The organism is Pseudomonas sp. ITEM 17296, from assembly GCF_028895205.1.
Classification (GTDB): domain Bacteria; phylum Pseudomonadota; class Gammaproteobacteria; order Pseudomonadales; family Pseudomonadaceae; genus Aquipseudomonas; species Aquipseudomonas kermanshahensis.
This window is the reverse complement of sequence record NZ_WJRS01000021.1, coordinates 45,654-58,442: the sequence shown is the minus strand read 5'-3', so window position 1 is coordinate 58,442 and position 12,789 is coordinate 45,654. Positions and strand designations below refer to the sequence as shown.

The 12,789-nt window shown below is 62.5% G+C and carries 11 protein-coding genes and 5 tRNA genes; 5 read left to right on the top strand and 11 right to left on the bottom strand.

What is annotated here, in order from left to right:
- Positions 1-23 precede the first annotated feature (23 nt).
- The 5 genes from GIB19_RS20825 to GIB19_RS20805 form a co-directional block, all read right to left on the bottom strand.
- Positions 24-99, bottom strand: a tRNA-Gly gene (locus GIB19_RS20825).
- 87 nt (positions 100-186) lie between these two features.
- A tRNA-Gly gene (locus tag GIB19_RS20820) sits at positions 187-262 on the bottom strand.
- Between the two features lie 3 nt (positions 263-265).
- Positions 266-341 (bottom strand) — tRNA-Glu (locus GIB19_RS20815).
- 92 nt (positions 342-433) lie between these two features.
- Positions 434-509, bottom strand: a tRNA-Gly gene (locus GIB19_RS20810).
- A gap of 4 nt (positions 510-513) precedes the next feature.
- Positions 514-589 (bottom strand) — tRNA-Glu (locus tag GIB19_RS20805).
- A gap of 333 nt (positions 590-922) precedes the next feature.
- Between GIB19_RS20805 and GIB19_RS20800 the strand changes: the two genes are divergently transcribed.
- Positions 923-1,690 carry a hypothetical protein gene (locus GIB19_RS20800; protein ID WP_027596055.1) on the top strand — a complete coding sequence of 256 codons (768 nt, stop codon included), beginning with the start codon at positions 923-925 and terminating at the stop codon, positions 1,688-1,690.
- 112 nt (positions 1,691-1,802) lie between these two features.
- Here GIB19_RS20800 and GIB19_RS20795 read toward each other — a convergent pair whose 3' ends face one another.
- Both GIB19_RS20795 and GIB19_RS20790 read right to left on the bottom strand, forming a co-directional pair.
- Complete coding sequence (locus GIB19_RS20795) at positions 1,803-2,285, bottom strand: GAF domain-containing protein (protein ID WP_027596054.1); 483 nt, start codon at positions 2,283-2,285, stop codon at positions 1,803-1,805.
- Positions 2,286-3,173, bottom strand: coding sequence for an ATP-binding protein (locus tag GIB19_RS20790; protein ID WP_027596053.1), 888 nt, complete (start codon positions 3,171-3,173; stop codon positions 2,286-2,288).
- 199 nt (positions 3,174-3,372) lie between these two features.
- Between GIB19_RS20790 and GIB19_RS20785 the strand changes: the two genes are divergently transcribed.
- Positions 3,373-5,730, top strand: a complete 2,358-nt coding sequence (locus GIB19_RS20785; RefSeq protein WP_274887846.1) for a hybrid sensor histidine kinase/response regulator — start codon at positions 3,373-3,375, stop codon at positions 5,728-5,730.
- Here GIB19_RS20785 and GIB19_RS20780 read toward each other — a convergent pair.
- Together GIB19_RS20780 and msrB are read right to left on the bottom strand one after the other, a co-directional pair.
- Complete coding sequence (locus GIB19_RS20780) at positions 5,720-6,208, bottom strand: glutathione peroxidase (protein ID WP_027596051.1); 489 nt, start codon at positions 6,206-6,208, stop codon at positions 5,720-5,722. The two genes, GIB19_RS20785 and GIB19_RS20780, sit on opposite strands and share 11 nt — an antisense overlap.
- Before the next feature lie 13 nt (positions 6,209-6,221).
- Positions 6,222-6,617 (bottom strand): peptide-methionine (R)-S-oxide reductase MsrB, encoded by a 396-nt coding sequence (msrB, locus tag GIB19_RS20775; protein WP_274887845.1) that lies wholly within the window; start codon positions 6,615-6,617, stop codon positions 6,222-6,224.
- 167 nt (positions 6,618-6,784) lie between these two features.
- Between msrB and GIB19_RS20770 the strand changes: the two genes are divergently transcribed.
- Complete coding sequence (locus tag GIB19_RS20770) at positions 6,785-7,996, top strand: pyridoxal phosphate-dependent aminotransferase (protein ID WP_274887844.1); 1,212 nt, start codon at positions 6,785-6,787, stop codon at positions 7,994-7,996.
- Positions 7,997-8,260: 264 nt separating this feature from the next.
- The gene (gene htpX, locus GIB19_RS20765; RefSeq protein ID WP_003259721.1) at positions 8,261-9,148 is read left to right on the top strand and encodes a protease HtpX; all 888 of its coding nucleotides are present in this window, start codon (positions 8,261-8,263) and stop codon (positions 9,146-9,148) included.
- A 60-nt stretch (positions 9,149-9,208) separates the two neighbouring features.
- On the opposite strand, the gene GIB19_RS20760 is transcribed toward htpX, so the two are convergent.
- Positions 9,209-9,859, bottom strand: a complete 651-nt coding sequence (locus tag GIB19_RS20760) for a thiopurine S-methyltransferase (protein WP_274887843.1) — start codon at positions 9,857-9,859, stop codon at positions 9,209-9,211.
- Positions 9,860-9,970: 111 nt separating this feature from the next.
- Between GIB19_RS20760 and GIB19_RS20755 the strand changes: the two genes are divergently transcribed.
- Complete coding sequence (locus tag GIB19_RS20755; protein WP_099428599.1) at positions 9,971-10,738, top strand: DODA-type extradiol aromatic ring-opening family dioxygenase; 768 nt, start codon at positions 9,971-9,973, stop codon at positions 10,736-10,738.
- A 181-nt stretch (positions 10,739-10,919) separates the two neighbouring features.
- Here the strand turns inward: GIB19_RS20755 and GIB19_RS20750 are convergent, their stop codons facing one another.
- Positions 10,920-12,602 (bottom strand): DEAD/DEAH box helicase, encoded by a 1,683-nt coding sequence (locus GIB19_RS20750; RefSeq protein WP_027596046.1) that lies wholly within the window; start codon positions 12,600-12,602, stop codon positions 10,920-10,922.
- Positions 12,603-12,789 lie beyond the last annotated feature (187 nt).

Below are 12,789 nucleotides of genomic sequence, written 5' to 3'. Positions count from 1 at the left end.
GAAAGAGTGGCGTTTTTCATGTTTGGAGCGGGAAACGAGACTCGAACTCGCGACCCCGACCTTGGCAAGGTCGTGCTCTACCAACTGAGCTATTCCCGCATTGTGAAGCTTTTACCGCTAATCGGCGTGAAGCGCCTTGACGACCTTCACCACCACTGTACCGCATAGACGCCACAGTATTTAAACTGGAGCGGGAAACGAGACTCGAACTCGCGACCCCGACCTTGGCAAGGTCGTGCTCTACCAACTGAGCTATTCCCGCAAATGGCGTCCCCTAGGGGACTCGAACCCCTGTTACCGCCGTGAAAGGGCGGTGTCCTAGGCCACTAGACGAAGGGGACACACAACACTTTTCAGTGCGCCAGATATTGAACCTCACGATTCAACCTGGGCTTTCTTTTCCTGCCCCGCCGTTAAGCGTTGCCGGAGAAACTGGAGCGGGAAACGAGACTCGAACTCGCGACCCCGACCTTGGCAAGGTCGTGCTCTACCAACTGAGCTATTCCCGCAATATGGCGTCCCCTAGGGGACTCGAACCCCTGTTACCGCCGTGAAAGGGCGGTGTCCTAGGCCACTAGACGAAGGGGACACGCTGCAAGCATTTACATGCTGCTTTCACTCCCTGCCGCGTTTCGCTGTGTGCTTTACGCTGCAAGTGGCGCGCATTCTATGGATGCTTCGAAGATGCGTCAACCCCTTTGTAGAAATTTATTTAAATCAATGACTTCCGGGTGTGCCGAGCGCTGTTTCAGGCAGCCCGCAGGGGTTTGGCGTTGATTTTCTGGCGTCAAGTCAGCATTAATGTGCCAGCATCCAGCCATGGCACAGTTTGCCGATAGAAAAGAGAATGCCTGTCAGGGCCTCTCGCGAGCAAGCTCGCGCCTACACTCAATAATGCAAACCTATTCATGAGGCATTAACGGTGACACCACTTCTGATCACTCTGCTCATCGTGGCGGGTATCGCGTTGCTGATCGTGATCGGCTACCTCAACAATGTGGTCGAGAACAGCAAGCTGGAACGCGCACGGTTGAAGATCGAGCTGGCCGACCGCTTGCGCCGCTGCGGCGAAATCACCGAGACCTTCCCTGGCCAGTTCATGACACCGGCCCTCAAGCTGCTGCTGGCCCGCCTGGAGCTGAACCTCAACCAGCGCCAGCTGACGGTGGACAAGCACAATGCTGAACTCAAAGCGCGCATCGCCGAGCTGGAAGGCCAGATCGCCCTGGGCGAAAAGATCCCGGTGAACAACCCGCCTAACCCGATCCAGACCGAGGCCAAGGCCAAGGACGTGCGTTTTCTGCTCGAAGCGCTGCACACGCAGGTCGCCCGCGCCGCACAGGAGGGCTTCCTGCCTGCCAACGAGGCCAAGCAGTGGGTCAAGGAGATCCGTCATATCCTGGTGCTGCTGCATATCGAGTTCTTCAACAACCTTGGCCAGCTGGCCTTGCAGAAAGCTCAGCCGGGCCAGGCACGCCTCGCCTTCGAGCGGGGTGTGCAGTATTTGCGCAAGCAGCCTGAGCCGAAGGTGTATGAAGAGCAGCTAACCTACTTGGAGAAACTGCTGGCACGGGCCAACGCCCAGGTGATGGACCGCATGGCACCGGCGGAGGACGAGCACAACGAACTGACCGACGGGCTCAAGACCGACGAGGAAGAGACCTGGAAGAAGAAGGCGATGTACGACTGATTGCTAAACCTGCACTGGCCTCTTCGCGGGCAAGCCCGCTCCCACAGGGACCGCGCCGCCCCCTGTGGGAGCGGGCTTGCCCGCGAAGAGGCCGGAACAGGCAACCCAATTATCAGCAGTCGGTCAATTCCAGAAAGATCGCCGCCAACCGCTCCAACCCCACCTGGTCCGCCTCACTGAAGCGCCCCACCTTCGGGCTGTCCAGGTCCAGCACCCCAATCAACCTGCCCGCCTTCACCAACGGAATCACCAGCTCGCTGTTGGACGCGCTGTCACAAGCGATATGCCCCGGGAACGCATGCACGTCTTCCACCCGCTGGGTTTGCCGCGTGGCCGCAGCCGCGCCACACACACCCTTGCTGAACGGAATGCGCACACACGCCACCTGCCCCTGGAACGGCCCGAGCACCAGCTCTTCGTTGCGGTTCAGGTAAAACCCCGCCCAGTTCAGGTCGTCCACCTGGTTATAAAGAAACGCCGAAAACTGCGCGGCGTTGGCGATGAAGTCACGCTCGTCGGCAAACAGCGCCTGCACTTGCGCGGCCAGCAGGTTATAGCCATCGAGGCCGGCGCCACTGGCATTGAGGTCGATCATTTACTTTTGCTCCAGCAATTGCAGCCCGACCCAGTAGCGGGCGAACTGATAGGCACAACGGCCATTACGGTTGCCGCGGCCAGTGGCCCAGCGCACGGCGAGGATGTCCAGGGCTTCGTCACGCTGCCAGTTCAACCCGGCAGGGCGCGCCAACTGGCCGATCCAGTGTTCGACCACATTAAGGAAGTGGTCCTGGGTGAAGGGGTAGAACGACAGCCACAGGCCAAAGCGGTCAGACAGGGCGATCTTGTCTTCCACGGCTTCGCTGGGGTGCAGCTCGCCGTCGACGCGTTTCCAGTTCTCGTTGTCGCTTTCTTTTTCCGGCACCAGGTGGCGACGGTTGGAGGTGGCGTACAGCAAGACATTGTCGGGGGCTTGCTCCAGCGAACCGTCGAGCACACTCTTGAGCACCCGGTAGTCGCCCTCCCCGGCTTCGAACGACAGGTCGTCGCAGAACAGGATGAAGCGCTGCGGTAGCTTTTGCAGTTGCTCGACCACCCGCGGCAGGTCGGCCAGGTGGTCGCGCTCGATTTCGATCAGGCGCAGGCCGGCACCTTCGTGCTCGGCCAGCAAGGCGCGCACCAGCGACGACTTGCCGGTGCCACGCGAACCCCACAGCAAGGCGTGGTTGGCGGGCAGGCCATTGATGAACTGGTGGGTGTTGCGGCCCAGCTGGTCACGTTGCTGGTCGACCCCGATCAGGTCGCTCAGGCGGATGTCCAGGCTGACTTCAAGGGGCATCAGGTAACCGGTGCGGCCATCGCGCTGCCAGCGGGCGGCCAAGGTGGTGTGCCAGTCGATGTCCGGGCGTGGTGCGGGCAACAGCGGCTCAAGGCGCGCCAGTACCGATTCGGCGCGGTCCAGAAAAGCAATCAAGCGAGCGTCCATGACGACTCCTACAAATTCAGATTCTGGGATGCAGTGCCGGCCTCTCCGCGGGTAAACCCGCTCCTACAGGTACTGCACAGCGCTGAAGGCTGCGAAATAACCTGTGGGAGCGGGTTTACCCGCGAAGAGGCCAGCACTGCATACAAGCAATCAAGGTTGAATGTGTGACAGACCCGCCAGCAGCCGGGGCTATTCGGCTATGCTTGCGCAGCGCAAGGGACGTGAAACCGGCTCGGGACTCATGGATATCAAGTTCACCAATCGCCTGTCATACAAGCAAGCCCGGCTGACAGTCCTGGTCGGCTTCATCCTGGGAACATTGCTCAGTCTCATCCAGATCGGCATCGATTATGCCAGCGAAGACGCATCCATCAACCGTGAAGTGCGTGCACTGCTGCAAATCAGCCACAACCCGGCTTCGCGCATCGCCTACAACATCGATGCCGAACTGGCCCTGGAGCTGACCCGCGGCCTGCTGCAATCGCCAGCGGTGATCCGCGCCCGGCTGATCGACAACAACGATACCGTGCTGGCCGACGTCGAGCGCCCACGCCTTGAAGACCGCTACCGCCCGCTCAGCGACTTCCTGTTCGGCGAGCAGCGCCAGCTTCAAGACCGCCTGTTTCTCGCCCATATGCCCAATGAATACCTGGGCACCCTGTACCTGGACGTCGACACCTACGCCTTCGGCAGCCGCTTCCTCGACCGCGCCGGCATCACCCTGTTCAACGGCTTCGCCCGCAGCCTGGTGCTGACCGGGATCCTGCTGGCGCTGTTCTACATGATGCTGACCAAACCGCTGGTGACCGTGATTGGCGCGCTCAGCGGCAGCGACCCACGCAAGCCGCGGCAAACCCGGCTGGAATGCCCCCATGGCCACGAACACGACGAGATCGGCGTGCTGGTCAAAGTCGCCAACCAGCAGTTCATCAGCATGGCCACCGAGATCGAGCAGCGGCGTAACGCCGAAAACCGCCTGACCCAGTACCTGAACGAGCTGGAAGACATCGTGTCGGCGCGCACCGACCAGCTCAAGGCCAGCAACAGCAGCTTGAGCCTGTCCAACCAAGAGCTCGAAGAAGCCCGGCGCCGGGCCCTGGACATGGCCCAGGCGCGCGCGGCCTTCCTGGCCAACATGAGCCACGAGATCCGCACCCCGCTCAACGGCATGCTCGGCATGATCGCCCTGGCCTTGGACAGCCCGCTGCCCAGCGAGCAGCGCCAACAGATGACCATCGCCCACGACTCAGGCAAGGTACTGGTGGAGCTGCTGAACGATATTCTCGACCTGTCCAAGTTCGATGCCGGCCAGCTGGAGCTCGAACGCATTGCCTTCGACATGGGCTCGATGGTCGAGGACACCGCCAACCTGCTGTCGCAGAACACCGCGCAAAGCGTCGAGCTGACCTGCCTGATCGCCCGCGACTTCCCCAGCAGCGTGCTCGGCGACCCGACACGGGTGCGCCAGATCGTCAGCAACCTGTTGTCCAACGCGCTCAAGTTCACCCGCTTCGGCCGCGTCGACATCCGCTTGGTGACGATTGTCGGCGGAGTGCGCCTGGAAGTGCGCGATACCGGCATCGGCATCCCCGAGGAGGCGCAGGCGCGGATTTTCCAGCCCTTCACCCAGGCTGGCGCTGGCATCACCCGCCAGTACGGCGGCACCGGCCTGGGCCTGGCACTGACGCGCAACCTGTGCAAGGCGATGCAGGGGCACCTGCATATCCAGTCCGAACCAGGCTTTGGCAGCCGCTTCAGCGCAGAGCTGCCACTGGCCGTGCACACTGAAGCCATCCCGCCGGCGCCGCTGCAGGGCCGCGTGGTGGCCCTGAGCGATGCCAGCAGCGGGCTGCATGAGCTGCTGCAAGACCTGCTGCCCGCCTGGGGCCTGGCGTACCAACGCCACGACAGCAGCGCAGGCCTGCACACTGCGACGTTCGACCTGCTGATCACCGACGACCTGGAGCACCTGCTGGCGCTGCGCCCTGCACTGAAAACGCCCATCCTGCTGGTGACGGCCTACGGCAATTTCCTGCCCAATGAGCAATCCATCAACCTTGCGCCGCTGCATCAACTGGCCCGGCCACTGGCGCGCAATGCGCTGTACCAGACGCTACGGCGCATCCTGCAAGGCCACGAGCCCGAGCACCCGCTGGCCAACCCGCACACCTCCCCGGAAGAAGGCCGTGCACGGATTCTGCTGGTGGAGGACAACCCGGTGAACCAACTGGTGGCCAAGGGCATGCTGGCCAAGCTCGGCTGCCAGGTACAGCTGGCCACCCAGGGCGCCGAGGCCCTGGCGTGGCTAGAACAAGAGGATTTCGACCTGGTGCTGATGGACTGCAACATGCCGGTGATGGACGGCTACGAAGCCAGCCGGCGTATCCGCCAGAGCGGCCGCTGGCCAGACTTGCCGATCGTCGCGCTCACCGCCAATGCCATGCCCGAAGAGCGCGAACGCTGCCGGGCGGCGGGCATGAACGACTACCTGGCCAAGCCGTTCCGCCGCGAAGAGCTGCTGGCGCTGGTCGAGCACTGGGTGCCGATCAGCGGCTGAGCAGGCGCTCGATGTCTGCTTCCAGTGCCTGCGGTTTGGTGGTCGGCGCATAGCGCGTGACCTGGCCACTGGCAGGGTCTACCAGGAACTTGGTGAAGTTCCACTTGATCTTCTGGCTGCCCAGCAGGCCGGGGGCGCGCTGTTTGAGCTCGACGAACAGCGGGTGAGCACCCGGCCCATTGACCTCGACCTTGCGAAACAGCGGGAAGCTCACGCCGAAATTGCGCTCGCAAAACTGCGCGATGTCCCGCGCTTCGCCCGGCTCTTGCTTGCCAAACTGGTTGCAAGGGAAGCCCAGCACCACCAGGCCGCGCTCGCGGTAGGCCTGCCACAACTGCTCCAGGCCTTTGTATTGCGGGGTAAAGCCGCACTGGCTGGCGGTGTTGACCACCAACAGGACTTTGCCTGGGAAGTCACCGAGCTTCTTGTGCTCGCCCCCCAGGGTCACGCAGGGGATGTCCAGCATCGATCCAGCCATGTTCAGGCTCCGGTCAGTCACGTGGTCGAAGGTCGATGCACACCGAGTTGATGCAATAGCGCAGGCCGGTCGGGGGTGGCCCGTCGGGGAACACGTGGCCCAGGTGCGCATCGCAGCGGGCGCAGGTGACTTCGGTGCGGATCATGCCGTGGGTGGTGTCGCGAATCTCGATCATCGCGCTGTCTTCGATCGGCGCGTAGAAGCTCGGCCAGCCGCAGCCAGAATCGAACTTGGTTTGCGCATCGAACAGCGGCAGGCCGCAGCAGATGCAATGGTAGATACCATCACGACGCTCGCTGTTGTACTTGCCGCTGAACGGCCGCTCGGTGCCTTTGAGGCGGCACACCTGGTACTGCTCGGGGTCGAGCATCGACCGCCATTGTTCAAGTGTCTTCTCGATCTTTTGCATGTAGGGACCTCGACAGGCTTAATTTCACCCCGCGCCGTCTTTTCCGTAACGCGGGTGGCACGTATATTAGTTGGCTTCGTGTGCCAGGCGTTCAGTCTGGCACCCGCTTCCTGCCCTTTCAAACCTTTCGAAAGGGCGCGGTGCGTATTCTCAACCGGGACCCCATCATGCAGTTCAGCAAATCGAACAAGCTCGCCAATGTCTGCTACGACATTCGCGGCCCAGTGCTCAAGCACGCCAAACGCCTGGAGGAGGAAGGCCACCGCATCCTCAAGCTGAACATCGGCAACCCGGCGCCGTTTGGCTTCGAGGCGCCGGACGAAATCCTCCAGGATGTGATCCGCAACCTGCCCACCGCGCAGGGCTACAGCGACTCCAAAGGGCTGTTCAGCGCGCGCAAGGCGGTGATGCAGTACTGCCAGCAGAAGGAAATCGAAGGCGTCACCATCGAGGACATCTACCTCGGTAACGGCGTGTCCGAGCTGATCGTCATGTCGATGCAGGCGCTGCTCAACAACGGCGACGAAGTGCTGATCCCGGCCCCCGACTACCCGCTGTGGACCGCCGCAGTGAGCCTGGCTGGCGGCAAGCCGGTGCACTACCTGTGCGACGAACAGGCCGACTGGTTCCCTGACCTTGAAGACATCAAGGCCAAGATCACCCCGAACACCAAGGCCCTGGTGATCATCAACCCGAACAACCCGACCGGCGCGGTGTACTCCGAGGAGCTGCTGCTGGGCATGCTGGAGCTGGCGCGCCAGCACAACCTGGTGGTGTTCTCCGACGAGATATACGACAAGATCCTCTACGACGAAGCCGTGCACATCAGCACCGCCTCGCTGGCCCCCGACCTGCTGTGCCTGACCTTCAACGGCCTGTCCAAGTCGTACCGGGTGGCGGGTTTCCGTTCCGGCTGGCTGATCATCTCGGGGCCCAAGCACCACGCCCAGAGCTACATCGAAGGCATCGACATGCTGGCCAACATGCGCCTGTGCGCCAACGTGCCGGCCCAGCATGCCATCCAGACCGCCCTGGGCGGCTACCAGAGCATCAACGACCTGGTGCTGCCACAAGGCCGCCTGCTGGAGCAGCGCAACCGCACCTACGAGCTGCTCAACGACATCCCGGGCGTGAGCTGCGTGAAGCCGATGGGCGCGCTGTATGCGTTCCCGCGGATCGACCCGAAGGTCTGCCCGATCCTCAATGACGAGAAGTTCGCGCTAGACCTGCTGCTGTCGGAAAAACTGCTGATCGTGCAAGGTACAGCGTTCAACTGGCCATGGCCGGACCACTTCCGCGTGGTGACCTTGCCGCGGGTGGACGACCTGGAAGCGGCGATCGGGCGGATCGGGAATTTCCTGCGGACTTATTCGCAGTAACTGAAGGCCTCTTCGCAGCACAAGGCTGCTCCTACAGGTGTATGCGTTCTCCTGTAGGAGCAGCCTTGCGCTGCGAATGGGCTGCAAAGCAGCCCCAAATGTTTCTTACATCCTGCAACGCTCTACCTCACAGCCCCCACCGCATCCTCTGCCATACTCCGCCGTACACAGTTTGAAATAGTCGCCCGATTGAATCGGCACGGCTTGCACCTTATATACCCCGCAGTAAGCAACACACTCATCCGTCAGGAGAACGTAACAACCATGATGCGCATTCTGTTGTTTGTAGCCACCAACCTCGCGGTGGTGCTGGTTGCAAGCATTACCCTGAGCCTGTTCGGTTTCAACGGGTTCATGGCCGCCAACGGGGTCGACCTCAACCTCAGCAGCCTGCTGGTGTTCTGCGCCGTGTTCGGCTTTGCCGGCTCCCTTGTCTCGCTGTTCATCTCCAAGTGGATGGCGAAGATGACCACCGGCACCCAGATCATCTCGCAGCCGCGCACCCGCCACGAACAGTGGCTGCTGCAAACGGTCGAGGAGCTGTCGCGCGAGGCCGGCATCAAGATGCCCGAAGTGGGTATCTTCCCGGCCTACGAGGCCAACGCCTTCGCCACCGGCTGGAACCGCAACGACGCCCTGGTAGCGGTGTCCCAGGGTCTGCTGGAGCGTTTCTCGCCCGATGAAGTGCGTGCCGTGCTGGCCCACGAGATCGGCCACGTGGCCAACGGTGACATGGTCACCCTGGCGCTGGTGCAGGGCGTGGTGAACACCTTCGTGATGTTCTTTGCCCGCATCATCGGCAACTTCGTCGACAAGGTCATCTTCAAGAACGAAGAAGGCCAGGGTATTGCCTACTACGTCGCGACCATCGTTGCCGAGCTGATCCTGGGCATCCTGGCCAGCATGATCGTCATGTGGTTCTCGCGCCGCCGCGAGTACCGTGCCGACGAAGCCGGCGCACAACTGGCCGGCACAGCCGCGATGATCGGCGCCCTGCAGCGCCTGCGTGTGGAGCAAGGCCTGCCAGTCCATATGCCGGACACCATGAAGGCCTTTGGCATCAATGGCGGCCTCAAGCACGGCCTGGCCGGGCTGCTGATGAGCCACCCGCCGCTGGAAGACCGTATCGAGGCGCTGCGCCGTCGCGGTTGATCCACCCGGCAAAAACAAGAAAGGGCGACTTCGGTCGCCCTTTTTTGTGGGTGGTCCCCTTCAGAGGCCTATGCGATACACCCGCTCCAGCAGGCTGGTAGCACCGGCCTGGGCAAATTTCGGGCTCTGCTCGATGATTTCCAGCACCTCCAGCGGCTCCACCTGCCGACCGGCAAACCCGTGCCGCACCTCATCATCGGCCACCGAAAACGGCGGGCCAGCCAACAGCGCCTGGTCATAATCCAGCGTTACCAACAGCCCTTGGCTCCCCGCTGGCAGCACGTCAGCCAACAGCCGCATGTAGTGCAGGCGCATCTCGGGCGGTAAAGCAATCAACGCCGCACGGTCATAGAACCCCGCGCAATCGGCCACATCCTGGGCCTGCAAGGCAAAGAAGTCCCCGCACCACAGCTCTACCTCGGCGCTGCGCCAAACCTCGAACGCGCCCTTCTGCGTAACCTCTGCCTCAAGCCCGTGCTCTTGGAAAAAGCCCTCCACTGCCCGCCGCGACAGCTCCACCCCCAGCACCCGATGCCCCTGCCCTGCCAGCCAGGCCAGGTCCAGGCTCTTGCCACACAACGGCACCAGCACACGGCTGCCAGCCGGCAGCGCCAGCGCTGGCCAGTGCGCTTGCAGGTAGGGGTTGACCTGCGCTTGATGGAAGCCGATCTGGTTGTCGGCCCATCGTTTGTGCCAGAACGCTGGCTCCATGGTTGCTCCTGTACTTATCAAGCGCTTCGATACATAGCGCAGAAAACTTGGTTTGGATTTCGATCGGTAACTGATCGAAGATGACTGCATCTTAACCCTCAGGACATCGCCATGCTGCCCAGCCTGTTCATTTCCCATGGTTCCCCCATGCTTGCCCTGCAGCCAGGCGCCAGCGGGCCGGCCCTCGCCGGGTTGGCCAACGCCCTGCCGCAACCCAAGGCGATCGTGGTGGTGTCGGCGCACTGGGAAAGCCGTGAGCTGCTGGTGACCGGCAGCCAGCAGCCCGAGACCTGGCACGACTTCCACGGCTTCCCCCAGGCGCTGTATGCCGTGCAGTACCCGGCACCGGGTGCCCCTGCGCTGGCCGAGCAGGTGTGCGCGTTGCTGGGCGCTGCCGGCTTGCCGGCGCGCACCGATGCGCACCGGCCGTTCGACCATGGCGCCTGGGTGCCGTTATCGCTGATGTACCCGGGCGCCAATATCCCGGTGCTCCAGGTGTCGCTGCCCAGTCAGCTGGGGCCTGCCTTGCAGCTCAAGGTTGGCCAGGCACTGGCTGGGTTGCGCGCGCAGGGGGTACTGCTGGTGGGCTCGGGGAGCATTACCCATAACCTGGGCGAACTGGACTGGCACGCCGGGCCGGACGTGATCGAGCCTTGGGCGCTGGCGTTTCGGGATTGGGTGGTGGCGCGGCTGCAGGAGGATGACCGGGAGGCGCTGGTGGGTTACCGGCAAGCGGCACCGTTTGCGGTGCGCAACCATCCCAGTGATGAGCATTTGCTACCGCTGTTTTTTGCCCTCGGGGCTGGGGGCACGTTCGGCATCGTCCACCAGGGGTTCACCTTGGGCGCACTGGGGATGGATATCTACAGGTTCGACTGAAACACAGATCCCCTGTAGGAGCAGCCTTGTGCTGCGAAGAGGCCGGTGCAAGCAGCGAGCATTCACTGTGGTTGCACTGGCCTCTTCGCAGCACAAGGCTGCTCCTACACGGGCCTTGTGCGCTTCACCCAGGCAAAAAAAATCCCCAGCTCAGGCCGGGGATTTTTTTATTACGCCAGGATCAATCTTCGCGGTAGCGACGCAGCTTCAGCTGCTTGCCAGCCACGCGGGTGTCCTTGAGCTTGGACAGCAGACGCTCCAGGCCATCTTCCGGCAGCTCGACCAGGCTGAAGCTGTCGCGTACCTGGATACGGCCGATAGCGTCACGGGCCAGGCCGCCTTCGTTGAGGATCGCACCCAACAGGTTCTTGGCAGCGATGCCGTCACGGGCACCCAGGGCAGTACGGCAACGCACACGGCCTTCAGCCAGCGGCATTGGCGCACGACGCTCACGGTCACCACGGTCACTGCGCTCGCCACGCTCGGCACGCTCACCGGTACGCTCACGCGGTGCACCAACGCCCGGTACCAGCGGCTGCTCGCGCTCTACGGCAGCCAGGTCCAGCGCCTGACCATTGGTGGCTTTGCGCAGCAAGGCCGAAGCCAGGGCACGCGGGCTGCAACCCAGGTCGGTGGTCAGACGGTCGAGCAGGTCGCCATGGCTGGCTTCCGATTCGGCCACCAGCGGCGCCAGGCTCGAGGTCAGTTTCTTGATGCGAGCATCCAGAACGGCCTGGGCATTCGGCAGGCGTGCTTCGGCCACTTTCTGCCCGGTAACACGCTCGATCACTTGCAGCATGCGGCGCTCACGCGGGGTGACCAGCAGCAGTGCACGGCCTTCGCGACCGGCACGGCCGGTACGGCCGATACGGTGAACGTAGGACTCTGGGTCGTACGGCATGTCAACGTTGAACACGTGCGTGATGCGCGGTACGTCCAGACCACGGGCAGCGACGTCGGTGGCGACGACGATGTCCAGGCGGCCATCCTTGAGCGAGTCGATAACGCGCTCACGCTGGTTCTGGGCGATGTCGCCGTTCAGCGCAGCAGCCTTGTAGCCCTTGGCTTCCAGCGCGGCGGCCAGGTCCAGGGTGGCTTGCTTGGTACGCACGAAGGCGATCAGCGCGTCGAACTCTTCAACTTCCAGCAGACGCAGAACAGCCGGGATCTTCTGGTCGGCATGGACCATCAGGTGAGCCTGGTCGATCGCGGTAACGGTCTGGGTCTTGCTCTGGATCTTGACGTGCTTGGGTTCACGCAGGTGACGTTCGGCGATCGAGCGGATCGACGACGGCAGGGTTGCGGAGAACAGAACGGTCTGACGGCTAGCTGGGATTGCGTCGAAGATTACTTCGAGGTCATCCATGAAGCCCAGCTTGAGCATCTCGTCGGCTTCGTCCAGTACCAGGTACTGTACGGTCGACAGGACTTTTTCGTCACGACGCAGGTGGTCGCACAGACGGCCTGGGGTAGCGACGACGATTTGCGCGCCGTTACGGATGGCACGCAGCTGTGGGCCCATCGGGGCACCACCGTAAACAGCGACCACGTTAACGCCCGGCATCTGCTTGGCGTAGGTTTCGAAAGCGGTAGCAACTTGCAGCGCCAACTCACGGGTTGGCGCCAGGATCAGGGCTTGCGGTTCGCGCTTGCTCACGTCGATCTTGTTGAGGATCGGCAGGGCGAAGGCAGCGGTCTTGCCGGTGCCAGTCTGCGCCTGGCCGATCATGTCGTGACCGGCGAGGATGATCGGGATCGACTGATGCTGAATGGCGGACGGCTCTTCATAGCCGGTAGCCAGTACAGCAGCAACAATATTCGGATTGAGATCGAGAGCGGCGAATCCGCCGGTTTCCTGGGTCATGGGTCTGCCTCTAGGTGCATCCGCAAAGACCCATGCTCCAAAGCTGCACATGCCTTGAAAGACCAGAAGGTCACCCAGGCAGCTTTGGCGGCGGGGATTTGCGAAAACGATTGAAAAAGAAAAACTTGGGAAGGTCCGCCTAGCGGACGTGCAGCCGAAGCTGGACTCGGAGGATTTGCACCACCTG

Excerpts from the sequence above, each read along its gene's own strand:
- GIB19_RS20795 (WP_027596054.1), bottom strand. The coding sequence starts at position 2,285 with ATGATCGACCTCAATGCCAGTGGCGCCGGCCTCGATGGCTATAACCTG.
- GIB19_RS20750 (WP_027596046.1), bottom strand. The coding sequence starts at position 12,602 with ATGACCCAGGAAACCGGCGGATTCGCCGCTCTCGATCTCAATCCGAAT.
- GIB19_RS20780 (WP_027596051.1), bottom strand. The coding sequence starts at position 6,208 with ATGGCTGGATCGATGCTGGACATCCCCTGCGTGACCCTGGGGGGCGAG.
- GIB19_RS20755 (WP_099428599.1), top strand. The coding sequence starts at position 9,971 with ATGCTGCCCAGCCTGTTCATTTCCCATGGTTCCCCCATGCTTGCCCTG.
- GIB19_RS20790 (WP_027596053.1), bottom strand. The coding sequence starts at position 3,173 with ATGGACGCTCGCTTGATTGCTTTTCTGGACCGCGCCGAATCGGTACTG.
- GIB19_RS20770 (WP_274887844.1), top strand. The coding sequence starts at position 6,785 with ATGCAGTTCAGCAAATCGAACAAGCTCGCCAATGTCTGCTACGACATT.
- htpX (WP_003259721.1), top strand. The coding sequence starts at position 8,261 with ATGATGCGCATTCTGTTGTTTGTAGCCACCAACCTCGCGGTGGTGCTG.
- msrB (WP_274887845.1), bottom strand. The coding sequence starts at position 6,617 with ATGCAAAAGATCGAGAAGACACTTGAACAATGGCGGTCGATGCTCGAC.
- GIB19_RS20785 (WP_274887846.1), top strand. The coding sequence starts at position 3,373 with ATGCTTGCGCAGCGCAAGGGACGTGAAACCGGCTCGGGACTCATGGAT.
- GIB19_RS20760 (WP_274887843.1), bottom strand. The coding sequence starts at position 9,859 with ATGGAGCCAGCGTTCTGGCACAAACGATGGGCCGACAACCAGATCGGC.